Origin of the sequence: Streptomyces sp. NBC_00306, from assembly GCF_036169555.1 — a bacterium.
In the GTDB taxonomy this organism is placed as follows: domain Bacteria; phylum Actinomycetota; class Actinomycetes; order Streptomycetales; family Streptomycetaceae; genus Streptomyces; species Streptomyces achmelvichensis.
In genome coordinates this window covers 4,283,926-4,307,631 of the sequence record NZ_CP108032.1, presented here as the reverse complement: position 1 = coordinate 4,307,631, position 23,706 = coordinate 4,283,926, and the positions used below count along the sequence as shown (strand labels likewise).

The following is a 23,706-nucleotide window of genomic DNA, read 5'->3' as shown; positions in this document are numbered from 1 at the left end:
CTCGACGTGTCCGGGTAGCGGTCCGCCCCTTCCTCTTGGTGTGGGAGCCCCGGTCCCCACCGGCATCATAAGCCGAAGGTCATTCGATCACCGGGCCGGTGAGATACGTCCCGTCCTCGTCGTAGGGCCAGGCGTTCGAACGGCACCCGTCGAGGCCCTTGATCTGCTGCATCATGACCGGCGCCGGCTCGCCCGGGCCCGGGCAGCCCATGTGGGTACGCAGACCGATCTCGTGCCCGACCTCGTGGTTGATGATCAGATGCCGGTACTCGGCGGGCGTCCCGGCGAAGGTGGGCGAGCCCAGCATCCAGCGGCGCAGATTGACCACGACGCCGTCCGTCGTCTCGCAGTTCAGCTCACCGCGGGTGTTGAGCCCCTGCCGCCGGCACAGGGCGTCGGCGGTGGCCGGGGTGGCGATCCGTATGACGAAATCGGCGTCCCCGGTGACGAGCTGGAAGGAGCCCTTGCCGTTCGCGGCCCAGCCCTGGGGATGGGCGAGTATGCGCTCGATCTCGGTGGCGGCCTCCTCTGCGGAGACGGCGATGCCGTTCTCGACCTGGACCCGGTAGCGGCGCACCTGGCCGGCGCCGACCGGGCTGCCGGCCGAGCGGGCGGTGGCGAAGGTTCCGGGGCCGGAGGCGGGGACGGCGGGCGGCGGCGCCGCCTTGCGCGAGGGCTTCGCGGGCTTCGGGACCTCGGTGGAGGGCGTGATCCGCGGCTTCGGGTCATTCGGCGGCCCGGCCTCGGCGGACGGGCTCCGGCGCTCCCGGCCGGGCGGGGAGGCGTCGCTCTCATCGGCCTGCGGGTCCGGTACGAGTGCCGGGGAGCCGGGCGGTGCGGCCGGGTCGGCGGCAGCCCGTGGTGTGCCGGGGGCGGCGCCCCAGTGGGCGACGGCCGCGCCCGAGGCGATCACCAGGACGGCGAGGGCCGCGCCGGGCAGAACGAGACGGCGGGCGAGCGGGCGGGGCAGCGGCCGTCTTCGACGACTGCGTGCACGCGACTGGTTTCCCTTGCGTCTGCGGCCGCTCAACAGAGCCCCCCACTATGTAAATCGCCCATGCGTGCGATCGTAGCGGGCCGGAAGACCCGCACCCCCTGTTCAGACGGGGGATGCGGGCCTTCGGTTCATCCGAGGGTGTCTGCGGCCGTCTCGGAGGAGTCGCGCAGGAAGGTCGCGCAGCGCTCGTACTCCTCCTGCTCACCGATCGCCTGCGCGGCGCGGGCCAGCGCGTGCAGGGCGCGCAGGAAGCCGCGGTTCGGCTCGTGCTCCCACGGCACCGGGCCGTGGCCCTTCCAGCCGCTGCGGCGCAGGGAGTCGAGTCCGCGGTGGTAGCCGGTGCGCGCGTAGGCGTACGACTCCACGACACTGCCGTTCTCGAAGGCGTCGTCGGCGAGCCGTGCCCAGGCCAGCGAGGAGGTGGGGTACTTGGCGGCGACGTCCGCGGGTGCTGTCCCGGCGGCGAGCAGCTCGCGCGGCTCGGGGTCGTCGGGGAGGTGGGTCGGGGGCGGTCCCCCCAGCAGATTTTCATGGATGGCCATGGTCTCCAGTGTCACAGGTCCATGGGGAATCCGTGGAAGCGGTGCGGGGATCGGGAGCCGGGGGCGATCCTCTTCCTCATGGGCTGGGTGAGAGCTGCGGGGGCCTTGGCGGCGGTGTGCCTGCTCGCCGGATGCGCGTCCCCCGACGAGGGCTGGCGGCACGAGGCATGGGAGGGACCGTCGGCCCCTCCGTCGCTGTCGGCCCCGCCGTCCGCGTCGGCGTCTGCGGTCACATCGGCGTCACCGTCCCCGAGCGCCACCACGTCGCCGCCGACGGCCTCCGGGACGTCCGCGCCGCTCCCCACGACGCCGCCGGCCAGGCCTCCCGCCCGGCCCGGGGGCGGGGGCGGAACCGGCAGCGGCGGCAGTGGTGGCGGGAGCGGTGGTGGCGGCGGTACGAGCGGCGGCGGGCAGCCCGAACCCCCGGTGGCGCCCGCTCCCCCCTCCCAGGAGGCCCCCGCGGGCGGCACGGACGGCTTTCCGTACGACGGCGACCTCTGCGCCGGCACGGACCACGGCCCCTACGTCCGGATCACGTCCGCGACCGGCACGGGCACCTCGGCACGGCTGACGGGCCGGGCGGGCTACTTCAGCTGCAACGCCCGCGGCGAGCCGAGCTGGACCTCCACGCCCGAAACGGTGTCGTACCCGCTGAACCCCGACGCCCACATCACGGTGACCGCACCGTTCGTACCGGCGGGGCAGCGCAGGGCGATGAGCGCGGCGGAGTTCCTGCGCCGGGTGAACGCGCAGGCGGGCACGCGGTCGCTGGTCTTCCACTACCAGACCGACCCGGAAGCGCTGTGGATCGTGAACCAGATCGACCCGGCGCAGTACTAGGTCCTGTCCGGGCAGGAGCTGGGCCGGCCCGCACTCCGGGCCGGTATCAGGGCGTGTCCGGGCAGGAGCTGGGCCGGCCCGCACTCCGGAGCGGTATCAGGGCGTGTCCGGGCGGGTCGGGTCGACCTTCGGTCCGGGCATGTGCCGCGCCGAGGGCTCCAGCGGCGGCGCCCCCACCCCGCAGTTGATCCTGCACTCCGGCCGCGCCCGCTCCGGCACGTGCTCCGGCTTGCGGACCCGCCACAGCGCGATCAGCGACCCCACCACCAGCACGCCCGCACACATCGGCATGGCCTTGCGGAACGTCTCCCCGAACTCCACCGCCGACCGGTACGCCTCCGGGCCCATCCCCGCCAGCATCGGCAGCGCCGCCACCGCGAGCAGGCCCGCGGCCCGCGCCGCCGCGTTGTTGATGCCGCTGGCGATACCGGCACGGGCCATGTCCACGGAGCCGAGCACCGTCGCCGTCAGGGGGGCGACCACCGTCACCATGCCCAGCCCCATGACCAGCAGCGCGGGCAGCACATCGGCCAGGTACGACGCGTTCTCGCCGACGCGCAGCATCAGCAGCATGCCCGCCGCGCAGAGCAGCGGGCCCACCGTGAGCGGAATGCGCGGGCCGATCTTGTCCCCCAACTCTCCCGACTTCGCGGAGAAGAGCAGCATCATCAGGGTCGTCGGCAGCAGCGCGAGACCCGCGCCGAGCGCCGAGTAACCCGAGACCACCTGGAGTTGCAGCGCGACCAGGAAGAAGAAGCCGCCGAACGCCGCGTACACGCACACGGTCACCATGTTGACCGCGGCGAACAGCCGGGACTTGAAGAGCGACAGCGGCAGCATCGCGTTGGGCCGTCGCCGCTCCAGCAGGACGAAGGCGGCGCCGACGAGGACACCCGCGATGCCCGCCCACACGTGCGAGGCGATGAGCGAGTACGTCACCAGGGCCAGCGTGGTCGCGCCGAGCACCGCACCGAGGATGTCGAACCGGCCATGGGCCTTCGGGTCGCGCGACTCCGGCACATGGCGCAGCGCCACGGGAACACACAGCAGCGCGAGCGGGATGTTGAGCAGGAAGACCCAGCGCCAGCCCGGCCCGTCGACCAGCCAGCCGCCGACGAACGGGCCGATGGCGGCGCCGATGCCGCCGAACCCGGACCACAGTCCGACCGCGCGCGCCCGGTCGTCCGGATGGAAACTGGCCTGGATCAGCGCGAGCGACCCCGGGGTGAGGAGCGCGCCGCCGATGCCCTGGAGGGCGCGGGCGAGCACCAGGACAAGGGCGTTGGGCGCCAGGCCGCACAGCAGCGACCCGCCGGCGAACCAGATGACGCCGATGACGAAGATCCTGCGTCGCCCGAAGCGATCACCGAGTGCCCCGCCCAGCAGGATCAGCCCCGCCAGCGCCAGCGTGTACGCGTTCACGGTCCACTGGAGGACCTCCAGGTCCGCATCGAGATCCTCGCCGATGCGCGGCAGGGCCACGTTGACGACGGTCGAGTCCAGCAGGGCCATGGCGGAACCCAGCACGGTCGTCATGATCACCCACCGGCCGGTGACCGAGGAGAGTCGGATGTCGCCCGGGCGGTTGTCCATACCGGGATCATCCCAGTGGTGGGCGTCTCATTCGAGTCGGCGGAGGGCGCGGATCAGCGCGTCCACCCCCTGCTCGGCCTTGGCGCGGGGACAGCCGACGTTCAGCCGGACGAAGCCCTCGCAGCCGTAGGTCGTCCCCGGCATGATGGCCACCTTCTCGCGCTCGATCAGCTCCCGCTGAAGCTCCGCGTCATCGATGCGTGGTCGCAGAACGGCGCGCAGATCGATCCAGGCGAGGTAGCCCGCATGAGGCGGCTCCCAGCCGAGCTGCGGAAACGCGGCGGCGAGCCGCTCGGCGACCATCCGCAGATTGCCGGCGACGTACGAGCCGAGCGCGTCGAGCCACGGACCGCCCCGGCGGTAGGCGGCGATGTGCGCGGTCAGCGACAGCACGGCGGGCGAGGCGAGCCCTTCACCGGTCTGCATCCGGCGCAGAAACGCCGCATGGTCGTCGGGGTCGCCGATGATGCCGTAGGAGCCGCTCAGCGCGGGGAAGTTGAAGGCCTTGGTGGCGGAGGTGATCAGGGCCCAGCGGCCGGTGCCGAAGCGCGTCCAGGGCAGATGCCGCTGACCTGGGGCCACGAACTCGGGGTGGACGAAGTCGGCGTGGATCTCGTCGCTGACGACGGCGACTCCGTACGCGGCCGCCAGCCGTGCCGTCTCCGTCAGCTCGGCCTCCGTCCACACCCGGCCGGTCGGATTGTGGGGCGAGCAGAGCACCAGCACGGTGCTGTCGGGCCGGGCGAGCTGCCGTTCCAGAGCCGCCATGTCGCCGGCCGGCACCCCGCGCAGCTCCCGCCCGAGCCCGGATATCGCCTTCAGGAAGCCGTCGTAGGTGGGGGTGTGGACGACGATCCCGTCACCGGGCTCGCTCCACATCCGCAGCAGCTGCGAGAGCTGGTTGAGCACGGAGGGCGCGTAGACGAGCCGGCCGGTGTCGATCGCGGTGTCGTGGCGACTGCTGAACCAGTGGCCCACCGCGGACAGGAAGTCGTCGTGGCGCCAGTCGGTGTATCCGAAGACACCGTGGGCGATGCGCTGCTGGAGCGCGTCCAGTACCTCCGGCGGGGAGGTGAAGTCCATGTCCGAGATGGTGAACGGCAGCAGCCCGTCCACCCCGAAGCGGTCGGCGACCCCGTCCCACTGGATGCACCAGGTGCCGCGGCGGTCGACGACGGTGTCGAAGTCGTACGTCATGGGTGCTGATCTCCTGACGACATGCCGCGGGCCCGGCACCCCGGGTAGGGGTGCCGGGCCCGGTGGGCGCGAGGCTGCGGCGCGGATGGTGCTTACTTGAGCTTGGTGCCCGTGGAGCGCAGGGCGGCGCAGGCCTCGGAGACGCGCTTGGCCATGCCGGCCTCGGCGGCCTTGCCCCAGGTGCGCGGGTCGTAGGTCTTCTTGGAGCCGACCTCGCCGTCGACCTTCAGCACACCGTCGTAGTTCTTGAACATGTGGTCCGCGACGGGGCGGGTGAAGGCGTACTGCGTGTCGGTGTCGAGGTTCATCTTGACGACGCCGTTCTCCAGCGCGGTCGCGATCTCCTCGGCCGTCGAACCGGAACCGCCGTGGAACACGAAGTCGAAGGGCTCGGCCTTGCCGAACTTCTTGGCGACGCCCTCCTGGAGGTCCTTCAGCAGCTCGGGGCGCAGAACGACGTTGCCCGGCTTGTAGACGCCGTGGACGTTGCCGAAGGAGGCGGCGAGCAGGTAGCGGCCCTTGTCCCCGAGGCCGAGCGCCTCGGCGGTGCGGATCGCGTCGTCGACGGTGGTGTAGAGCTCGTCGTTGATCTCGTGGGTGACACCGTCCTCCTCGCCGCCGGTCGGGGTGATCTCGACCTCAAGGATGATCTTGGCGGCGACGGCCTGCGCGAGCAGCTCCTGCCCGATGGCCAGGTTGTCCGCGAGGGTCTCGGCGGAGCCGTCCCACATGTGGCTCTGGAACAGCGGGTTCTTGCCCGCGGCGACGCGCTCGGCGGAGATGGCGAGCAGCGGACGGACATAGCCGTCCAGCTTGTCCTTGGGGCAGTGGTCGGTGTGCAGGGCGACCGTGATGTCGTACTTCGCGGCGACGATGTGCGCGAACTCGGCCAGGGCGACCGCTCCGGTGACCATGTCCTTGTTGTACTGGCCACCCAGGAACTCGGCACCGCCGGTGGAGATCTGGATGATGCCGTCGCTCTCGGCCTCCGCGAAGCCGCGCAGCGCAGCGTGCAGGGTCTGGGAGGAGGTCACGTTGATGGCCGGGTAGGCGAACTTGCCTGCCTTCGCCCGGTCGAGCATCTCGTTGTAGACCTCGGGGGTTGCGATGGGCATCTGTCCGCTCCTTGGGATGTGCGGGTGTTAAGTGCTGGCCCTGACCTGGGGGCGACGTCATCGTCGGCGCCTATCTTTCCAGACTCTTCACCGGACTCCACCCCGCCCGGTCTGCGCGTATGCGAGAAGGGTGGGCTGTTTCACGTGAAACAGCCCACCCTTCACCGTCTTCGCAGGTCAGAAGCCCTCGCCGGTCAGGCCAGTCCGAGCTCGTCCAGCGAGTAGGCGTACAGATACGGCACCCCGGCCGTGCCGCTGATCTTCTCCCCGGCGCCCGTCGCCCGGTCCACGATCGTCGCCACGGCCACGACCTCGCCGCCGGCCTCGCGCACGGCCTCGACCGCTGTCAGCGGCGAACCGCCGGTCGTGGAGGTGTCCTCGACGACGAGGCAGCGCCGGCCCGAGATGTCCGGGCCCTCGACGCGCCGCTGCATGCCGTGCGCCTTGGCCGCCTTGCGGACGACGAAGGCGTCCACGCGCTGTCCGCGCGCGGCGGCGGCGTGCAGGATCGACGTGGCCACGGGGTCGGCGCCCAGCGTGAGCCCGCCGACGCAGTCGAAGTCGAGGTCGGCGGTCAGGTCGGACATGACCTGGCCGACGAGCGGCGCGGCGGTTCCGTCGAGCGTGATCCGGCGAAGGTCCACGTAGTAGTCGGCCTCAAGACCCGACGAGAGGGTCACCTTGCCGTGCACCACGGCCTTGTCCTTGATCTGCTGGAGCAGCTCAGCGCGTACGTCAGTCATGCCCACGAGCTTAGAGGCCGTCCCACCGGTCACAGCCGGCGCCAGCTCCAGGTCGCGGCCATCTCCAGCGGGTCGATCGGGGTGACGAACCGCGGATCGGAGTCGAGACCGTTCGGCGGACCGGACTGGGGCTCCACGCACACGGCCTCGTCCTGCTCGTCGTAGACCACGACCCACTCGGAGCGGCTGGCCACGGTCAGCTCCAGCTGCTCAGGCCAGGTGAGGGTGACGAGAACGCCGTCGGGCATGCCGAAGCAGTCGTCCCACGGGCTCGGCTGCGGCGGGATCCGGCGGCCGGTCGGGAGGTGGTCCTCGCCGCGCTCCTCCTGCCAGGCGGCGGTGAAGTCGACGCGTACGTCCTGGCCGCCGAGGTTGCGCAGGAACCAGGGGTGCCAGCCGGCCTGCGCGGGGAACGAGGTGTCGTACGTCTCGACGCCCATGGTCAGAGTCAGGGAGTCCTCCGTCAGCGCGAAGGTCTGTGTGACGCGCCCGGTGTACGGCCAGGGCTCCGCGAGTTCGAAGGTGAAGGCCGCCTCGTCCTTGCCGGCGCGGGCGGTGCGCCAGGCGACGTCCCGGCCGGTGCCGTGAATGGCGTGCGGCGGGGAGTTGAGCGGCAGTTGATGCACCACGTCACCGTTGCGGAACCGGCCGTCCCCGACCCGGCCGCACCACGGCACCATCGGGAAGGAGCCGTACCGCTCGCCCTGCCGGAGCACCTCGGTGCCTCCGATGACCAGGCTTGCGATGCGGCAGCCGTTCTGCGGATGCACGGTCAACTCGACGTCTCCGGCGGCCAGCCGGACGCTCTCTTCGCTGCTACTCACACGACGACACTACTGTTCGCCGCGCCGCCGTACGCCGGACTACCGGGTACCGGTGGCCCGTTGTCGCGGTTCCGGTGCTGGGGGCGCGCGGTCCGGTGGGCGGCGCGGTCCCGCGGCCGCGCACGGTGACCTACCTGCGGCGGCGCAGCGCCCGGCCCACGACGACGGCCGACGCGACCGCGAGGGCCGCAGCGGGTGCGAGCCAGCGCAGCGGCACACCCACACCGGTGGCGTCCGGGGCGGGCATGGGCGCGTACCGGCCGCGCGGCGGCGCGTGGTCGACCTCTTCGGCGCTGCGTCCGATCATCGTCCGGCGGGCGTGCGCGGCCTCCGCCATCGGCTCGTCGGGGGGGCCGGGGAGATCGTCCAGATCGTTCTCCTCCAGCTCGTCGGCCGCGCCGGGAAGATCCGTGTCGAACTCGTCGTCGGCGAGCGGTCCGAGCGAGGGCGGCGGCACCGGGGCGTCGAAGACCGTCTCCTCCGTCGAGGGGGTCTCCTCGTCCCCGGGCTCCTCCTCGTCGAGCGGGTCGGGAGCGATGTCGCCCGTCTCGGCGGTCGCGCCCTGCGTACCGGCGCGGGTGTCCGGCGTCGCGTCCTCGTCGTCCACGAGTCCGAGGCGCTCGGCATCGTCAGAGCTCACGGGTCCGGGGCTCTCGCCGCCGCCGGTCGCCCCGGCGGGCGGCTCGATCGCGACGGTCGCCAGACGCTCCGCGAACCGGTCGAGCATGCGGTGGGCCGCCTGTTCCGCGGACTGCCCGGACAGCTCGGAGAGTCTGCCCTTCGCCGTGGACGTGCCCGTGAAGCCGATCGTCGTGCCGCCCTCCGCCTCGGTGGGGCGGATCGTGAGCGTCACCTGTACCGAGCCCGTACCGCGGGACTCCACACCGTCGCCCTCGACCGTGAACGCATCGTCCCGCTCGACGATGCGCAGGGCACCGCGATAGGTGATCGAGTGATTGGCGATGCGGACCTTGAGCCGGCCGGAGAGCGGGCCCGCGGACTCGTCGGCGTCCTGTTGGAGGCCCGTGACACAGCGAGCGACCCGGGCAGGGTCCCTCAGCGTCTGTCGGACGGTCTCTGCCGGAACCGGAACGAACACCTCATGGTCCATGGAAGTCGAGCGTACCCAGAGCGACCGCTCACGTCTGCGATTCACTCCGTGTATCGCGGATGGACCAGCGTCGAAGGCGGCAGGTCCCGGCCTCTCGTGCGCTCGGCACCCCAGGCCTCGGCGGCCAGCACGGCCCGGCTGAGCGAACGCAGGCGCGGCGCGCGGGGATCGAGACCGAGCTCCGGGGTGCGTCCCGGCGCGGCCAGCAGAAGCCCCCAGTCGTACGGCTCGAAGGCCCGGCCGGTGGCCCGGTCGGGTCCGGCGGCGAACCCGGAGGCCCGCGCGGTGGCGCGATAGGGGCTGGTGCCGAATCCCGCCGCGCGCAGGGTCGCGTCGACCGTCCAGTAGGTGCGCGGGCGCGAGGTCACGGGCCCCGCGTGCACAGCGAGCCGGCCGCGGTCCGCGAGCACCCCCGCGACCAGTCCGTAGAACTCCTGGGAGTAGAGCTTGGTGCTGGGGGTGATGCCGGGGTCGGGCAGATCGGCGATGACCACGTCGTATCCCCCGCGCGCCGAGCGCAGCCAGCCGAAGGCGTCCTCGGTGATCACCCGGGTCCGCGGATCACGGTAGGCGCGGTCGTTCAGCTCGGCCAGGGCCGGATCGGTGCGGGCGAGCCGGACGACACCCGGGTCCAGCTCGACGATCGTCACCGAGGTGACGGAGCGGTACCGCAGCACCTCACGCGCGGCGAGCCCGTCGCCGCCGCCGAGGATCAGCACCCGGGCGTGCGGGCCGCGCATCGCGGGGTGCACCAGCGCCTCGTGGAAGCGGTACTCGTCGCGGCCGCTGACCCGCAGCCGTCCGTCGAGGAAGAGGTCGGGCGGCCCCGACGGGCGGCCGGTCAGCACCACTTCCTGGATGTCGGTGTGCACGGCGACGCGCACCCGGTCGCCGTAGACCGCGCGGCGCGCGGCGCGCTCGAAGTCGTCGACCAGCGCGGTCGCGGTGGCGAGGACGGCGAGCACCAGGACGTTCGCGACGAGGAGCCAGCCGCGCGAACGGGGGGTCAGATCCCGGCGGAAGAGCCAGAGGACGAGCGATCCGCCGGCGATCGCGTTGACCGCGCCGGTGAGCAGTCCGCCGGTGAGCTGGCCGAGCCAGGGCAGCAGCAGGAAGGGGAAGGCGAGCCCGCCGACGAGGGCGCCCACATAGTCGGCGGCGAACAGGTCCGCGACCGTGCCGTCGGCGTCCCGCCGGGAGATGCGCTGGATGAGGGACATCAGCAGCGGGATCTCCGCGCCGATCAGCACCCCGATGGCGAGCGAGAAGGTCACCAGCACGACCCGGGACTCACCGATCCACGCGAACGCCGCGTACATCACCATCGCCGAACAGCCGCCGACGAGCGCGAGCGTCAGCTCCAGCAGTCCGAACCCGACCGCGGCGCGGCAGCGCAGCCGCTTGGCCAGCAGCGAGCCGATGCCCATGGCGAAGACCATCACGGACAGGACCACGGAGGCCTGGGTGACCGAGTCCCCGATCAAATAGGAGGCGAGCGCGACCAGTTCGAGCTCGTACACCAGTCCACAGGCGGCGCAGACGAAGACCGCCGCCAGGACGAGGAACCGGCCGGCATCGGGACGCACGGGCAGGCACACCGCACTCTGGGGCGGCGACAACTGCTCCTGCCGGTCGATCATGCCGTAACGCTACGTCACCTCTCGCGTGCACCCTGTCACCCACACGGGTGCAACTAGATGCGACTAGAGGGATGCGGGCTCGAGGAGGGACGGGGACGTGCGCCGGGCGGGCGAGAGCGCGCCCACGCGTGTGCGGGTGACGACGAGGTGGCCCTCCTGGGGATAGGCGTGCCAGGTGCGCCACCGCACCTGGCCCTCGTACCGCTGCGCCATCATCGCGGTGAAGGCGTGTGGTGAGCCGGGAAACGTCCCGGCCAGCGAATGGGGATGGTCGGCGACAAGGGCCAGCAGTTCCTGCGCCCGGCCCGCGAACGAGCCCCGCGACAGCGTCTCGACGCGGGCGGCGAACTCGTACTCCCAGTCGCCGAGTCTCTTGGCGACACCCAGCGGCAGCGGCGTACTGCTTCCGGGCATACAGGCGACGGTCTCGGAACAGCTGCCGCCGTCTTCCTGGAGCAGCACCTGGTGGGAGGCGCCCAGCAGCCTCAACTGCAGTTTTGCCCGGCCCAGTTCGAGGTCGAGAACGGCCAGGGCGGGGAGTGGCTCCAGGCCCAGGGCCCAGGCGAGGTCGGCGGCACGGGTATCGGTGTAGGCAGTCTGAAGGGTCGTAAGCATGGGTCGGCTCCGCAAACATGCTTCGGCGGGGGTGGACACGTGGACCTGGGGCGCCCCTGACAGGGAGTTCAAGAGGTTCCGGGGACCGCTCCGCTCGGGTCCGAGCCGGTCCAAGGGCTTGATGGTTCCAACAGGTTCCAACAGCGAGGGAATCATGAGGTAAGCGGCGCTCACCACATTTTTACCCAAGTCGGAGGGGTTTCCATCCCCTCGGGGGCCTAACGGTTCAACTGTTCAACAAAAAGCTCCGGACGCGTCAACGTGACGCCAGTGGCCTCCGCGGGTTACCGGGGCGGGGCGCCACTCGTGCTGCCGACGCCGGCCATGCCGACCACGCCGCACCGCAGCGTGGCGGCACCGAGACAACAGGGCACCCGGCGGTGGTTGCCCACCGGGTGCCCTGTCGACGTGCGCGGACCAGCTGCCCCGTGTCAGCTGCCTCCGCCTCCGCAACCGCCGCCTCCGCCTCCACCGCACGACGACCCGCCGCCGCAGGACGAGGATGAGCCACCGCCGCACGAGCTGCCACCGCCGCCGTCACCGCCGGCCCACCAGCTGCCGCCGCTCGCCCCGCCACTGCTCCGGGCCGTACGCCTGCGCCGCGTGCTGCTGCTGCCGCCCCTGACCACCGAGATGATCACGACCAGCACGAAAATGCCCACCAGAATGCCGAAGAAAGCCGGCATCGCTCTCACCGTCCTCTCGTTCCCCCGAAGCGAGACCCCCGCGTCTTCGCGTGACCGCTTCTTGCGTGGGAGGGAGATGCCCTCGGCGTCTCGGGCCCAAAGCAGACTTGAGGAACTCCAGAGCTTGCGCACAGGATGGCGACCATGAACGCACGCGCGCCCGAGCCCCGGCCCCTGCTCAACCGCCGTCTCGCGGAGTTCGGCACGACGATCTTCGCGGAGATGTCGGCGCTGGCCCTGCGGACCGGATCGATCAACCTCGGCCAGGGATTCCCCGACACCGACGGACCCGACGAGATCCGGGAGGCCGCGGTCCGGGCGCTGCGCGACGGGCGCGGCAACCAGTACCCGCCGGGCCCCGGCGTGCCCGAGCTGCGCACCGCGATCGCCGATCACCAGCGCACCCGGTACGGCCTGGTCCACGACCCCGACACGGAGGTACTGGTCACCGCGGGGGCGACCGAGGCCATCGCGGCCTCCCTCCTCGCGCTCGTCGAACCCGGCGACGAGGTCGTCGCGCTGGAGCCGTACTACGACTCGTACGCGGCCTGCATCGCGATGGCGGGCGGCCGCCGCGTGCCGGTGACGCTGCGGCCGCGCGACGGCGCGTACCACCTGGATCTCGACGAGCTGCGCGACGCCGTCACCGACCGGACCCGGCTGATCCTGCTGAACACGCCGCACAATCCGACCGGCACCGTGCTCAGCCGCGAGGAGCTGGCCGAGATCGCCCGGCTGGCCGTCGAGCGGGATCTGCTGGTCGTCACCGACGAGGTGTACGAGCACCTGGTGTTCGACGGCGAGCACACGCCGATCGCGACCTTCCCGGGGATGCGGGAGCGCACGGTCACCATCGGGTCGGCGGGCAAGACCTTCTCGTTCACCGGCTGGAAGGTCGGCTGGGTGACGGCCGCGCCGGAGCTCGTGGCCGCCGTGCGCTCGGCCAAACAGTTCCTGACCTATGTGTCGGCAGGGCCGTTCCAGTACGCGGTGGCCGAGGCCCTGCGGCTGCCACAGACCTACTTCGACGGGCTCCGCGACGACCTGAGGGCGAAGCGGGACCTTCTGAGCGCCGGGCTCGCGGACGCCGGCTTCGCGGTCTACCGGCCCTCCGGGACGTACTTCGTCACCACCGACATCCGGCCGCTGGGCGAGGACGACGGCTTCGCGTTCTGCCGGGCGCTGCCGGAGCGGTGCGGTGTGGTCGCGATCCCCAACGCGGTCTTCTACGACCACCGCGACCAGGGCGCGCCCTTCGTCCGGTTCGCCTTCTGCAAGCGGGAGAACGTGCTCCAGGAGGCCGTGACGCGCCTCAAGGAGCTCGCTAGCGGCTAGGACGGCGCATGTCACGGCCGACACGCGCCCCTTCGACCGACCGGGTAGGAACCGGCCCCGTCGGCCGGTCAGCGCGTGCGTGTGCGGCCGCGGCCGCTCATGGTCGGATTGTCCGACCCATGTGCGCGCCCGGAGGTGCACCCTGTCCGCCGAGACCTTCGACCGAGCAGCGGCGGCGGGCGCACGGCCCGTACCCCGCTGGCGTGCCGCACTGCTGCGAGCGGCACCGGCACTGGGCCTGTTCGCCGCGGCGAGGCTGACCGGGCTGCTGGTGATGGCCGGCTGGGCCTGGCACATCGAGCGCTCCCCGCGAGCCATCATCGCCCGGGCCTGGGACTCCGACTGGTACATGCTGATCGCCGAGCACGGCTACGGGCGCACGCTGTACTGGCCGGACGGCGCCGTCCAGAGCGACCTCGCCTTCTTCCCGCTCTACCCGGCGCTGATCCGGGCGGTGACCACCGTCCTGCCGGTGACCAGCGGGACCGCCGGGCTGCTGATCTCCTGGGCCGCTGCGGGTGCCGCGGCCTGGGGCATCTACGCCGTCGTGGAGCGGCTGCACGGACGGCGCACGGCGACCGTGACGGTGGTGCTGTGGGGACTGCTGCCCCACTCGATCGTGCTGTCCATGGCGTACACGGAGCCGGTGCTCACCGCCTTCGCCGCCTGGTCGCTGTACGCGGTGCTCACCCGCCGCTGGCTGTGGGCGGGAACGCTCGCGACACTCGCCGGTCTGTCGCGGCCCAACGGGATCGCGGTGGCGGCGGCGGTCGTGGCGGTGGCGGCGTACGAACTGGTGCGGGCGGCCCGCGGGAGCGAGCGGGCCGGGTGGCGCCTCTGGGCGGGCGCGGCCGTGGCCCCGCTCGGCTGGTGCGGCTATGTGCTCTCGGTCGGCTACCGCAAGGGCGATGTGCTGGGCGGGTACTTCGCCGTGCAGAGCGGCTGGACCTCGAAGTTCGACTTCGGGGTGGGGGCGCTGAGAGTGGTGCGGGACATCGTGCTGAAGCCGACGCTGTTCTCGCTGATGGTCGCGCTGCTGGTGGTCGCCGCGGCGGTGCTGCTGTTCGCGCTGCTCGTCCTGGACCGGCCGCCGGCCGCGATCGTCGTCTACACGGCCGTGCTGCTGCTGATCACGCTCGGCGGCTCGGGCTTCTTCGAGTCGAAGCCGCGCTTCCTGCTGCCGGCCTTCCCGCTGCTGCTGCCGCTCGCCCGCGCGCTGACAAAAGCCCGGCCCGGGACGGCGGTCGTGATGACCGTCGCCCTGGCCGGGCTCTCGTTCGCCTACGGGACGTATCTGCTGACACTGTCCCCCATCGCGCTGTAGCCGGGGCTCAGGCGTCGTCGGCGGGCTTCTCCTCGGCCGGCTCCAGGCCGAGCTGCTCGACGAGCCACTTGTCGAACTCGATGGCGGCGCGCACCCAGCTGACGGTGGAGGACACGAAGTGCTCCAGGCTGACGCCCGTGCCGGTCAGCATCTGCGCCTCGCCGATGAGACGGATGGTGGCGGGGGTCTCCTCCTCGTCGTGGAGGTGCGTGTAGACCTTGGGCCACAGGGTGCGGCGGTTCCAGTCGTCGATCACGTCGAGGATCTTCTGCTTGTCCTCGACGGGCAGCGGCCGGTCGTAGAAGGTCCGCACCGAGAAGACCTGCTGGTCGTCCTCGCCACGGAACATGAAGTACGTGCGGAATTCCTCCCACGGGGCGGCGAGGTCACCCTCGTCGTCGACGACGTACTTCAGCTCCATCTGGTCGAGGAGCTGCTTGACCAGGTCCTGGTCGGGAACGACGGGGCCCGCCGGTCCTGCGGCCTGAGGCTGGTTCTGGCCCCCGAAATTCGGAATCGAGGACGGATCGATGGTCACCGTGGATTTCCCTTCGTACGGATGTGGCCATCCTCCCCCATGCGACGCGGGGGCTGGCAACCCCTACCGGTGACGCGGCGCGATCTCCCCGCTCCGGGCCAAAGCCCGCAGCGGGGAGACGGAGCGGGGGCCGGAGCCCTCAGAGCGTCTTGCCGGCGGCCGGGCCGACGATCAGACCGTCCCCGACGCGGTCCACCCGGACCGTGTCGCCCTCGGTGACCTCGCCCGCCAGGATCTCCTTCGCCAGGCGGTCGCCGATCGCCGTCTGGACCAGACGCCGCAGCGGCCGGGCGCCGTACGCGGGGTCGTTGCCCTCGTCCGCGAGCCACTCCAGGGCCTCCGGGGTGATGTCCAGCGTGAGGCGGCGCTCCGCCAGACGCTTGGCGAGCCGCTCGATCTGGAGCTTCGCGATGCGGGCCAGCTCGTCCTTCGACAGGGCGGAGAAGACCACCAGGTCGTCGAGGCGGTTGAGGAACTCCGGCTTGAAGGAGGACCGCACGACCTCCAGGACCTGTTCCTTCTTCTGCTCCTCGCTGGTGAGCGGCTCCACCAGGTACTGGCTGCCCAGGTTGGAGGTCAGGACCAGGATCGTGTTGCGGAAGTCGACCGTGCGGCCCTGCCCGTCCGTGAGGCGGCCGTCGTCGAGTACCTGGAGCAGGATGTCGAAGACCTCGGGATGGGCCTTCTCCACCTCGTCCAGCAGCACGACGCTGTACGGGCGCCGGCGCACCGCCTCGGTGAGCTGGCCGCCCTCCTCGTAGCCGATGTAGCCGGGAGGCGCGCCCACCAGGCGGGCGACGCTGTGCTTCTCGCCGTACTCCGACATGTCGATGCGGACCATCGCCCGCTCGTCGTCGAAGAGGAAGTCGGCGAGGGCCTTGGCCAGCTCGGTCTTGCCCACGCCCGTGGGGCCGAGGAAGAGGAACGAGCCCGTCGGGCGGTCCGGGTCGGCGATGCCGGCGCGGGTGCGCCGTACCGCGTCGGACACCGCCTCCACCGCCTCGGACTGGCCGATGAGCCGCCGGCCCAGCTCGGCCTCCATCCGCAGCAGCTTCTGCGTCTCCCCCTCCAACAGGCGTCCCGCCGGGATGCCGGTCCAGGAGCCGACCACGTCCGCGATGTCGTCGGGGCCGACCTCCTCCTTGACCATCGTGTCGTGGCGGACCTCGGCCTCCGCCTCGGAGGCCTCCTCCAGCTCCCGCTCGACGGACGGGATCTCGCCGTACAGCAGCTTGGAGGCGGAATCGAAGTCGCCGTCGCGCTGGGCGCGTTCGGCCTGGCCACGCAGCTCGTCGAGCTTCTCCTTCAGCGCACCGACGCGGTTGAGGCCCTCCTTCTCCTTCTCCCAGCGGGCGTTGAGGCCGCGCAGCTCCTCCTCCTTGTCGGCGAGGTCACGGCGCAGCTTCTCCAGCCGCTGCTTGGAGGCGGCGTCGGTCTCGTTCTTGAGCGCCAGCTCCTCCATCCGCAACCGGTCGACGGCACGCTGGAGTTCGTCGATCTCCAGCGGCGAGGAGTCGATCTCCATCCGCAGCCGGGACGCGGCCTCGTCCACGAGGTCGATCGCCTTGTCGGGCAGGAAGCGCGAGGTGATGTACCGGTCGGACAGCGTCGCCGCCGCGACCAGCGCGGAGTCGGCGATCTGGACCTTGTGGTGCGCCTCGTAGCGCCCCTTGAGGCCGCGCAGGATCGCGATCGTGTCCTCGACGGTCGGCTCGGCGACCAGCACCTGCTGGAAGCGCCGCTCCAGCGCCGGGTCCTTCTCGATGCGTTCGCGGTACTCGTCGAGCGTCGTCGCGCCGACCATGCGCAGCTCACCGCGGGCGAGCATCGGCTTGAGCATATTGCCCGCGTCCATCGCGGAGTCGCCGCCGGCGCCCGCGCCGACGACCGTGTGCAGCTCGTCGATGAACGTGATGATCTGTCCGTCGCTCGCCTTGATCTCGGAGAGCACGGTCTTGAGCCGCTCCTCGAACTCACCGCGGTACTTCGCACCTGCCACCATCGCGCCGAGGTCGAGGGCCACCAGCCGCTTGTTCTTGAGCGACTCCGGCACATCCCCCTTCACGATCCGCTGGGCGAGCCCTTCGACGACGGCGGTCTTGCCGACGCCGGGCTCACCGATGAGCACGGGGTTGTTCTTGGTGCGCCGGGACAGCACCTGGACGACCCGGCGGATCTCCTGGTCCCGGCCGATGACCGGGTCGAGCTTGCCCTCGCGGGCCGCGGCCGTGAAGTCCGTACCGAACTTCTCCAGCGCCTTGTACTGACCCTCGGGATCGGGGGTGGTCACCCGTCGTCCTCCCCTTGCCGTCTCGAACGCTTCCAGCAGCTTCTTCGCCGACGCGCCCTGCTGCGCCAGCACTTCACCGGCAGCCCCGCCCTTGGCCGCGAGGCCGATCAGCAGGTGTTCGGTGGAGAGATAGTCGTCGCCGAGCTCCTTGGCCCGCTGTCCCGCGTCGGCGACGACGGCGAGCAGCTCGCGGTTGGGCTGCGGCGGAGCGACGGTGGACCCCGTGACACTGGGCTGCGCGGCCAGCAGCCGCTCCGCCCCGGACCGCACGGCGGCCTGGTCCGCCTCCACGGCGGCCAGCAGATCGGTGATGTTGGCGTTGTCCTCACCCGTGAGGAGCGCCAGCAGCAGATGTGCGGGGGTGAGATCGGGATGGCCCGCGGTCACCGCCTGACTGGTGGCGGCGTTGATGGCATCCCGGCTCTTGTTGGTCAGCTCGGCGTCCACGTGCGCTCTCTCCTCCTTGCGGGTGGGGGTGTTCCCTCAACACTGACTCAGCGAACTTGCACAAAGTTGAGTCTATTCCACTCAACCAGTCGCGCGTCACCGCGGCATGGCCTTCGCTCCGCCCGCCTGCGGACCCGGCCTAGCCTGGGGCCATGGCCACAGACGTATCCCATCTCAGTTCCGAGTACCTCGCGTTCTGGCGTGAACACCATCTCTGCACCCTCACGACCCTGCGGCCGGACGGCAGCCCGCACGTCGTGCCGGTGGGGGTGACCTTCGACCCGCAGACGGGGACCGCCCGGGTGATCGCCAACCGGCACACGCGCAAGGTGGCCCACGTGCTGGCGTCGGCTCCCGCGGATTCAGCGGCGGACGGCGCGCAGGGGCAGGGCGCCCGGGTGGCCGTCTGCCAGGTCGACCGCAGGCGCTGGGCGACGCTGGAGGGCCGGGCGAGGGTGCGCACGGAGCCGGACGCGGTCGAGGACGCGGTGCGGCGCTACGCGGAGCGCTACGGGCGGACGCCGAAGCCCAACCCGGACCGGGTGCTCATCGAGATCTCCGTGGAGCGGGCACTCGGCAAGGCCTGACCGGAGCGCCGGCGGGCCGGAGGCGCCGCGGCGCGCGGGGCGGGGGAAGCGCCGCGGAGCAGTACGGGACATGCACAGCGGCGCCATCGTGTTTCAGGTCCACGATGGCGCCGCTGTGTGGGGGAAGCGCCCGAGCGATTTACAACGACGGGGGAATCGCTCAGGCACTGCGGGGGGTGGCAGTGGTGGTGTCCGGCTCGACCATCTGGTGGTCTCGCTGGTCGAGATTGACGAAAATCATGCCGTAGCGGATGGCGCAGCGGACGGGCTGCGGCGCTCCACGGGGCCGGCGAAGGCACCGGTAGGCACGGACGTCCTCGTCCTCCTCGCGCGCCACGACGATCGGCTCTCCGAACAGGGTGACCATCAACGAGTCGCCACGGTGGGGGATTGCCGTGACGAGGTCGATGAAATGCCACCCCGATCGATAGGCCGTAGCCATCTCGCGCCGGAAGACCCGGTCGTCCGGGGGAACCGTCATGCTTCTGTGCTGGTCGGAGGGACGACTCCCCACGAGGGCTCACCGGGCGTACCCGACGCGCCTGCCGGAGCGGCCCCCCACGACGGCTCACTGATACCCGACACCGCGTCCGCGGGAACGATGCCCCACGACGGCTCACCGGGCTTACCCGACGCACCTGCCGGGACGACGCCCCACGACGGCTCACCGGGAGTTGCGGACACCGTGCCGGCGGGAGAACCGCCCCAGGAAGGCTCACCGGAGACCACCGAACCGAGCGCGGCCGCCGCTATGGCAAGGGCACAAAGAGCACGTAGCGTCCTAGACATGGGTGATCTCCACCTCATTTGATCATTCCTCCTCCCCCGCGAATAAGACGATGTCTCACTCCGAACGCTTGCACCAGCGACGGCAGGCATCATGTTCCTGTATTGCAGGAGCCTGAGGGGGTGCGTATGGCAGCAAATGAGGGCGAAACAGGACACTCTCACGCAGACGGTGAGCTGTGCGAAGCGGGGAAAAGTCTGTACATCACCGCCCTGCGCACCGGGCGTATAGCCCGGTCAGAGGCGGAACCCGCGCCGTGCCTCTTCGATCTCGCCCTTCTGCACCCGGATCCTGACGACGCGCAGTGGCTCCGGCCGGTTCCGCCGACCACCGCGCTGACACAGCTGATACACCCCATCGAGCGGGAGATCCAAGACCGCCGACGGCGAACTGTCGCTCTGACCGATGCTCTTGAGCCATTCATGGCGTTCACCGCTCAGAACTCCACCGTCCCACAGGGGATCACGGTCCTCGAAGGCCTCAACCGGATCAACACAACCCTCGACCAAGTCACCGCAGACTGCACCGAGGAGCTTCTCACGGTCCAGCCCGGCAGCGGGCGGCAACCGCACGTTCTGGAGAAGGCCCTGCGCAGGGTGGAACCGCTGATCGAGCGGGGCGTACGGATGCGCACGCTCTACCAGCACACCGCCCGCCACCACCCCGCCACACTCGCCTACATGGAGAAGGTCGGACCGTCCGGTGTGGAGGTGCGCACGCTCGAAGAGATCATCGACCGACTGATCATCATCGACCGCAAAGTCGCGTTCATCCCCGCGAGCAGCGACCGGCTGTCCGCCCTGGAACTGCGGCACAAGGGAATCGTCGAGTACCTCGTCGGTGTCTTCGAGCAGTTCTGGCTGCACGGCATCCCGTGGGAGGAGCCGATCTCGTACGGACCGGTCGTCGACGGCATCACCGGCGTCCAGCGCTCCATCGCGAAACTCCTGGTCGAAGGCCATGTGGACGAGGCGATCGCGCGGCGTCTGGGCATGAACGTACGGACGTGCCGGGCCCATATCGCCAAGCTGGGCTCGTCGCTCGGCAGCGGCAGCCGTGCCCAACTGGGCTATCTCATCGCCCGGTCGGGGATTCTGGAGCAGGATGCGGAGTCGATTCCCGTCAGCCGCTGACGCGTTCGGGGCGGTGCACAGACGACCGGAATCCGTCGCCCCGGGGGCCGGGGTGACGGATGGTGTGCCGGACGTGTGCATGCAGCGCCGGGCGACGCGTGTCGGGTGTCGGGCGGGTACGTGCTCGTGGCAGGCGGCGACCGGTGCGTCAGGTCGGCGCCTGCTCGCGGCAGGCGGCGACGATCTCCTCCAGATCGGCGACGGCCGCCGGCACTCCCTCGGTCAGCAGCACACCCGCCGGATTCAGCATCACCTCGTCCACCCCGGCGGCCCGGTACCCGGCGAGCGCTTCGGCGATCTCCCGCGGGGTGCCGGCAACGACGACCTGATGGTCCAGGAGCGCGGCCGCGCTCGCCGCCGGGTCGTGGGGGTCGACGGCGACGCCCGCGCGACTCAGCATCGCGGCGTAGTGCGGAGCCCTGAGGTGTTCGCCGGCCGCGGCGAGCGCGATCCGTCGGGGGTCCCGGCCGCGGCGGGCCACGGCCACATGGACGGCCGTCGCGATCCGGGGCCGTACGGGCCCGTCGGCGGCCCTCTGACGCCCTGCGGCGCCCTCGGCCAGCGCGGGGGCCAGCACCCCCTCGATGTAGCGCGGAGGGGTCATCCAGGTGATGGCCACATCCGCCACGGCACCCGCGGTACGTGCCATCCCCGGCCGCAGCACTCCGGCACCGATCTCGACGGGGGAATGGCCGAGCGGCAACAGCCCTCCGTGGAGCCGGTGGTAGGGCCCGTCGTGCTCGACCCGGTCGCCGTCGAGCAGGGCCCGCACCGAGGTCGGACAGTCGTGCACCGCCGTGCGGGGACCGGCGTACGGGCACCAGGACCCTCTCCCGAGGAATGATCTCTACCGGGACCTCACCGCGAGCCGTCCGGCCGCGGCCCACGAGCACCACCGACTCACTGTCGTGAACCGTCAGTTCTGACCACACTGAAGGACCGAAGGACTCCCCATGAACGACACCACCCCCACACCCGCACCGGTCCAGGACGACCGCTTCGGAGAGCTGCGCATCCGGCTGGAGGGCCAGGAGTCCCTGCTGGTCGAGGGCGAGGGGATCCCCAGGATCACCCTCAACCGCGCGCCGGACTCGGAGAAGGACGACCACATCGCCATCGGCACCCGTGATCCCGAGCAGCTGACCCTGCGGATCGACGGGACCCCGGCGAAGCTGACCCCGTCCAGGGGCCGTCTGACCCGACGCTCGTACGCCGTGGACGTCGACCACGCAGGTACGTCGTACCGCCTGGTCCCGGACTCCGTCCCCAGCAGCCGCCTCGTCCGTGACGGCCGGCACATCGGCGACTTCTCCTCGGACGGCGACGGCCACGTGATAGCGGAGTGGCGCGAGGACGCGGAGATCGTGCCCCTGGACGCGGCGCTGGGCTACACCCTCGCGGCCGCCTTCGGCACGGGGGCGCAGCCGATGTGGATGATGGCGATCGACGCGGTGGCCACGGCCCTTCCCTAGCCGGCGGCTTCGGACGCTCCGGCGCCGAGCTGCCCGTATCGGCCGGGGCCGGCGGGTCCGGACGCACTCCACCGAGATCGCTGTCAGCTTGCTGCACCGGGGGGTCAGCTATATGCCAGCGGACAGCACGACGGCGGGGCCGGAGAGCGTGTCGCTCTCCGGCCCCGCCGGGTGTCCTGCTGGAAGGCCGCGGACCGACAGCTCCTGGCTGTCGGCCGCGGGCCGAACGGTCCTACTCCGAGGTCCGCTTGGGCCGCCACACCACCAGCGCGCTCGCCTGCTGCACATCCTGGTACGGCACGAGATCGCGCCGGTACGAGGCGTGCACCTGGGCCTCACGCTGCTGCATGGCCGCCGCCGCGCCCTCGACCGCCGAAGCCAGCTCGGCGACGCGGGACTGGAGCGCCGCGACCTGGTTCTCCAGTTCGATGATGCGCTTGATACCGGCCAGGTTGATGCCCTCGTCCTGCGACAACTGCTGGACGGTGCGCAGCAGTTCGATGTCGCGGGCCGAGTAACGCCTGCCCCGGCCGGGGGTTCGGTCGGGAGAGACCAGACCGAGACGGTCGTACTGACGCAGGGTCTGGGGGTGCAGGCCGGACAGCTGGGCCGCCACCGAGATCACATACACCGGTGACTCGTCGGTCAGCTGATAAGGGTTCCGGCTACGTCCGCTCCGGCCATCCATCTCATGCTCCCTTCGCGGCCTGGAACAGCTCGGCCCGCGGGTCCTCTTCCGCGGTGGCTTCGCGGTAGGCCTCCAGCGCTTCCTTCGCCTTGTCGCTCAGCTCCTTGGGGACCGCGACCTCGACGGTGACCAGCAGATCACCGCGGGTGCCGTCCTTGCGGACGGCTCCCTTGCCACGGGCCCGCATCGTACGGCCGTTGGGGGTGCCCGCGGGCAGCTTCAGCGTCACCGGCGGGCCGCCCAGGGTCGGCACCTTCACCTCGCCGCCCAGCGCCGCCTCCGTGTAGGTGACGGGCACGGTGATCGTGAGGTTGTCGCCCTTGCGGCCGAAGACGGGATGGGCGTCGACGTGCACAACCACGTACAAGTCGCCCGCTGGACCGCCCCGTTCGCCCGGGGCGCCCTTGCCGCGCAGCCGGATCCGCTGGCTGTCGGAGACGCCCGCGGGGATCCTGACCTGCATGGTGCGCGAGGAGCGGGCACGCCCGCTGCCCTTGCAGACCTCGCAGGGGTCCTGCGCGATGAGCCCGCGGCCCTTGCAGTCCACGCACGGGTCGGTCAGCGAGAACGAGCCGCTGCCGCCGCGCGAGACCTGGCCGGTGCCGACGCAGGTCGGGCACACCCGGGGTGTGCCGTTCTTGTCGCCGGTACCCGCACACGCCTTGCACGCCGCCGAACTGGACATCCGCAGCGGGACCGTGGCCCCGTCGACCGCCTCGGTGAAGCTGAGCGTCACCTCGGACTCGATGTCCTGGCCGCGGCGGGGCTGCGTCCGCGTACCCGCGCCGGTGCCGGCGCCGCGGTTGAACAGCCCGCCGAAGACGTCGCCGAGGCCGCCGCCGAAGCCGCCGGCACCTCCGCCCTGCGGCCCGCCCTGGGCGCCCCCGAAGAGGTCGCCCAGGTCGAAGTTGAAACTGCCGCCGGCGGCACCGGGCCCGGCCCGGAAGCCGCCGTTGCCGAAGAGGGCGCGCGCCTCGTCGTACTCCTTGCGCCGCTTGGGGTCGCCGAGTACGTCGTTGGCCTCGGAGATCTCCTTGAAGCGCTCCTCCGCCTTGGTGTCGCCCTTGTTGGCGTCCGGGTGGAACTCGCGGGCGAGCTTCCGGTACGCCTTCTTGATCTCGGCCTCGGTGGCGTCCTTGGGGACGCCGAGAACCTTGTAGTAGTCCTTCTCGACGAAGTCCTTCGTGCTCATCGACGTCCCT

At 71.3% G+C, this 23,706-nt stretch carries 22 protein-coding genes and 1 pseudogene; 6 read left to right on the top strand and 17 right to left on the bottom strand.

Annotation, left to right across the window (positions count from 1 at the left end; genetic code table 11):
- Positions 1 to 79: 79 nt before the first annotated feature.
- The 3 genes from OHA05_RS19200 to OHA05_RS19190 all read right to left on the bottom strand — a co-directional run bounded on the left by OHA05_RS19200 (position 80) and on the right by OHA05_RS19190 (position 1,844).
- Positions 80 to 1,030, bottom strand: coding sequence for a DUF3152 domain-containing protein (locus tag OHA05_RS19200; protein ID WP_328861255.1), 951 nt, complete (start codon positions 1,028 to 1,030; stop codon positions 80 to 82).
- A gap of 95 nt (positions 1,031 to 1,125) precedes the next feature.
- The gene (locus OHA05_RS19195) at positions 1,126 to 1,539 is read right to left on the bottom strand and encodes a DUF3151 domain-containing protein (protein ID WP_313945086.1); all 414 of its coding nucleotides are present in this window, start codon (positions 1,537 to 1,539) and stop codon (positions 1,126 to 1,128) included.
- Between the two features lie 11 nt (positions 1,540 to 1,550).
- The gene (locus OHA05_RS19190; protein WP_328861254.1) at positions 1,551 to 1,844 is read right to left on the bottom strand and encodes a hypothetical protein; all 294 of its coding nucleotides are present in this window, start codon (positions 1,842 to 1,844) and stop codon (positions 1,551 to 1,553) included.
- Positions 1,845 to 1,965: 121 nt separating this feature from the next.
- On the opposite strand from OHA05_RS19190, the gene OHA05_RS19185 reads away from it, so the two are divergent.
- Positions 1,966 to 2,379: a hypothetical protein gene (locus tag OHA05_RS19185; RefSeq protein WP_313945088.1), complete on the top strand. Its 414-nt coding sequence runs from the start codon at positions 1,966 to 1,968 to the stop codon at positions 2,377 to 2,379.
- Positions 2,380 to 2,475: 96 nt separating this feature from the next.
- Here OHA05_RS19185 and OHA05_RS19180 read toward each other — a convergent pair whose 3' ends face one another.
- The 8 genes from OHA05_RS19180 to OHA05_RS19145 form a co-directional block, all read right to left on the bottom strand.
- Positions 2,476 to 3,972 carry an MFS transporter gene (locus tag OHA05_RS19180; protein WP_313945089.1) on the bottom strand — a complete coding sequence of 499 codons (1,497 nt, stop codon included), beginning with the start codon at positions 3,970 to 3,972 and terminating at the stop codon, positions 2,476 to 2,478.
- A gap of 27 nt (positions 3,973 to 3,999) precedes the next feature.
- On the bottom strand, positions 4,000 to 5,169 hold the full coding sequence (locus OHA05_RS19175) for a MalY/PatB family protein (RefSeq protein WP_313945090.1): 1,170 nt from the start codon (positions 5,167 to 5,169) through the stop codon (positions 4,000 to 4,002).
- A 92-nt stretch (positions 5,170 to 5,261) separates the two neighbouring features.
- Positions 5,262 to 6,284, bottom strand: coding sequence for a class II fructose-bisphosphate aldolase (gene fbaA / locus OHA05_RS19170; protein ID WP_313945091.1), 1,023 nt, complete (start codon positions 6,282 to 6,284; stop codon positions 5,262 to 5,264).
- Positions 6,285 to 6,478: 194 nt separating this feature from the next.
- Entirely contained in the window at positions 6,479 to 7,027 is a 549-nt protein-coding gene (gene pyrE, locus OHA05_RS19165) for an orotate phosphoribosyltransferase (RefSeq protein WP_313945092.1), read from the bottom strand.
- 29 nt (positions 7,028 to 7,056) lie between these two features.
- Positions 7,057 to 7,851, bottom strand: coding sequence for an aldose epimerase family protein (locus OHA05_RS19160; RefSeq protein ID WP_313945093.1), 795 nt, complete (start codon positions 7,849 to 7,851; stop codon positions 7,057 to 7,059).
- A 130-nt stretch (positions 7,852 to 7,981) separates the two neighbouring features.
- Entirely contained in the window at positions 7,982 to 8,962 is a 981-nt protein-coding gene (locus OHA05_RS19155; protein ID WP_313945094.1) for an SRPBCC domain-containing protein, read from the bottom strand.
- 41 nt (positions 8,963 to 9,003) lie between these two features.
- Positions 9,004 to 10,602 (bottom strand): polyamine aminopropyltransferase, encoded by a 1,599-nt coding sequence (locus OHA05_RS19150; RefSeq protein ID WP_313945095.1) that lies wholly within the window; start codon positions 10,600 to 10,602, stop codon positions 9,004 to 9,006.
- Positions 10,603 to 10,665: 63 nt separating this feature from the next.
- Positions 10,666 to 11,217, bottom strand: coding sequence for a DUF2617 family protein (locus OHA05_RS19145; RefSeq protein ID WP_313945096.1), 552 nt, complete (start codon positions 11,215 to 11,217; stop codon positions 10,666 to 10,668).
- Positions 11,218 to 12,047: 830 nt separating this feature from the next.
- On the opposite strand from OHA05_RS19145, the gene OHA05_RS19140 reads away from it, so the two are divergent.
- A complete protein-coding gene (locus tag OHA05_RS19140) occupies positions 12,048 to 13,238 on the top strand; it encodes a pyridoxal phosphate-dependent aminotransferase (RefSeq protein ID WP_313945097.1) in 1,191 nt (396 codons plus the stop codon).
- Positions 13,239 to 13,359: 121 nt separating this feature from the next.
- Complete coding sequence (locus OHA05_RS19135) at positions 13,360 to 14,562, top strand: glycosyltransferase family 39 protein (RefSeq protein ID WP_313945098.1); 1,203 nt, start codon at positions 13,360 to 13,362, stop codon at positions 14,560 to 14,562.
- 7 nt (positions 14,563 to 14,569) lie between these two features.
- On the opposite strand, the gene OHA05_RS19130 is transcribed toward OHA05_RS19135, so the two are convergent.
- Both OHA05_RS19130 and clpB read right to left on the bottom strand, forming a co-directional pair.
- On the bottom strand, positions 14,570 to 15,100 hold the full coding sequence (locus OHA05_RS19130; protein WP_313945099.1) for a YbjN domain-containing protein: 531 nt from the start codon (positions 15,098 to 15,100) through the stop codon (positions 14,570 to 14,572).
- Between the two features lie 139 nt (positions 15,101 to 15,239).
- Positions 15,240 to 17,837 (bottom strand): ATP-dependent chaperone ClpB, encoded by a 2,598-nt coding sequence (clpB, locus tag OHA05_RS19125; RefSeq protein WP_313945100.1) that lies wholly within the window; start codon positions 17,835 to 17,837, stop codon positions 15,240 to 15,242.
- Between the two features lie 152 nt (positions 17,838 to 17,989).
- Here clpB and OHA05_RS19120 point away from each other — a divergent pair, with 152 nt between their 5' ends.
- A complete protein-coding gene (locus tag OHA05_RS19120; protein ID WP_313945101.1) occupies positions 17,990 to 18,424 on the top strand; it encodes a pyridoxamine 5'-phosphate oxidase family protein in 435 nt (144 codons plus the stop codon).
- A 160-nt stretch (positions 18,425 to 18,584) separates the two neighbouring features.
- On the opposite strand, the gene OHA05_RS19115 is transcribed toward OHA05_RS19120, so the two are convergent.
- Positions 18,585 to 18,905: a (2Fe-2S)-binding protein gene (locus OHA05_RS19115; RefSeq protein ID WP_190120959.1), complete on the bottom strand. Its 321-nt coding sequence runs from the start codon at positions 18,903 to 18,905 to the stop codon at positions 18,585 to 18,587.
- A 434-nt stretch (positions 18,906 to 19,339) separates the two neighbouring features.
- On the opposite strand from OHA05_RS19115, the gene OHA05_RS19110 reads away from it, so the two are divergent.
- Positions 19,340 to 20,344 carry a helix-turn-helix transcriptional regulator gene (locus tag OHA05_RS19110; protein WP_313945102.1) on the top strand — a complete coding sequence of 335 codons (1,005 nt, stop codon included), beginning with the start codon at positions 19,340 to 19,342 and terminating at the stop codon, positions 20,342 to 20,344.
- A gap of 148 nt (positions 20,345 to 20,492) precedes the next feature.
- Here OHA05_RS19110 and lxmJ read toward each other — a convergent pair.
- Positions 20,493 to 21,161, bottom strand: a pseudogene (gene lxmJ, locus OHA05_RS19105) (F420-dependent peptide dehydroalanine reductase LxmJ); the annotation flags it as partial.
- A gap of 136 nt (positions 21,162 to 21,297) precedes the next feature.
- On the opposite strand from lxmJ, the gene OHA05_RS19100 reads away from it, so the two are divergent.
- Positions 21,298 to 21,816, top strand: coding sequence for a hypothetical protein (locus tag OHA05_RS19100; RefSeq protein ID WP_328861253.1), 519 nt, complete (start codon positions 21,298 to 21,300; stop codon positions 21,814 to 21,816).
- A 232-nt stretch (positions 21,817 to 22,048) separates the two neighbouring features.
- Here the strand turns inward: OHA05_RS19100 and OHA05_RS19095 are convergent, their stop codons facing one another.
- Positions 22,049 to 22,504 carry a heat shock protein transcriptional repressor HspR gene (locus OHA05_RS19095; protein WP_313945117.1) on the bottom strand — a complete coding sequence of 152 codons (456 nt, stop codon included), beginning with the start codon at positions 22,502 to 22,504 and terminating at the stop codon, positions 22,049 to 22,051.
- A gap of 1 nt (position 22,505) precedes the next feature.
- Positions 22,506 to 23,696: a molecular chaperone DnaJ gene (gene dnaJ, locus OHA05_RS19090; RefSeq protein WP_313945118.1), complete on the bottom strand. Its 1,191-nt coding sequence runs from the start codon at positions 23,694 to 23,696 to the stop codon at positions 22,506 to 22,508.
- Positions 23,697 to 23,706 lie beyond the last annotated feature (10 nt).

What these genes read in the sequence shown, in the direction of transcription:
- OHA05_RS19195 (WP_313945086.1), bottom strand. Translation starts at nt 1,539, where the DNA reads ATGGCCATCCATGAAAATCTGCTGGGGGGACCGCCCCCGACCCACCTC.
- OHA05_RS19180 (WP_313945089.1), bottom strand. Translation starts at nt 3,972, where the DNA reads ATGGACAACCGCCCGGGCGACATCCGACTCTCCTCGGTCACCGGCCGG.
- OHA05_RS19175 (WP_313945090.1), bottom strand. Translation starts at nt 5,169, where the DNA reads ATGACGTACGACTTCGACACCGTCGTCGACCGCCGCGGCACCTGGTGC.
- fbaA (WP_313945091.1), bottom strand. Translation starts at nt 6,284, where the DNA reads ATGCCCATCGCAACCCCCGAGGTCTACAACGAGATGCTCGACCGGGCG.
- pyrE (WP_313945092.1), bottom strand. Translation starts at nt 7,027, where the DNA reads ATGACTGACGTACGCGCTGAGCTGCTCCAGCAGATCAAGGACAAGGCC.
- OHA05_RS19155 (WP_313945094.1), bottom strand. Translation starts at nt 8,962, where the DNA reads ATGGACCATGAGGTGTTCGTTCCGGTTCCGGCAGAGACCGTCCGACAG.
- OHA05_RS19150 (WP_313945095.1), bottom strand. Translation starts at nt 10,602, where the DNA reads ATGATCGACCGGCAGGAGCAGTTGTCGCCGCCCCAGAGTGCGGTGTGC.
- OHA05_RS19145 (WP_313945096.1), bottom strand. Translation starts at nt 11,217, where the DNA reads ATGCTTACGACCCTTCAGACTGCCTACACCGATACCCGTGCCGCCGAC.
- OHA05_RS19140 (WP_313945097.1), top strand. Translation starts at nt 12,048, where the DNA reads ATGAACGCACGCGCGCCCGAGCCCCGGCCCCTGCTCAACCGCCGTCTC.
- OHA05_RS19120 (WP_313945101.1), top strand. Translation starts at nt 17,990, where the DNA reads ATGGCCACAGACGTATCCCATCTCAGTTCCGAGTACCTCGCGTTCTGG.
- OHA05_RS19115 (WP_190120959.1), bottom strand. Translation starts at nt 18,905, where the DNA reads ATGACGGTTCCCCCGGACGACCGGGTCTTCCGGCGCGAGATGGCTACG.
- OHA05_RS19110 (WP_313945102.1), top strand. Translation starts at nt 19,340, where the DNA reads ATGGCAGCAAATGAGGGCGAAACAGGACACTCTCACGCAGACGGTGAG.
- OHA05_RS19100 (WP_328861253.1), top strand. Translation starts at nt 21,298, where the DNA reads ATGAACGACACCACCCCCACACCCGCACCGGTCCAGGACGACCGCTTC.
- OHA05_RS19095 (WP_313945117.1), bottom strand. Translation starts at nt 22,504, where the DNA reads ATGGATGGCCGGAGCGGACGTAGCCGGAACCCTTATCAGCTGACCGAC.
- dnaJ (WP_313945118.1), bottom strand. Translation starts at nt 23,696, where the DNA reads ATGAGCACGAAGGACTTCGTCGAGAAGGACTACTACAAGGTTCTCGGC.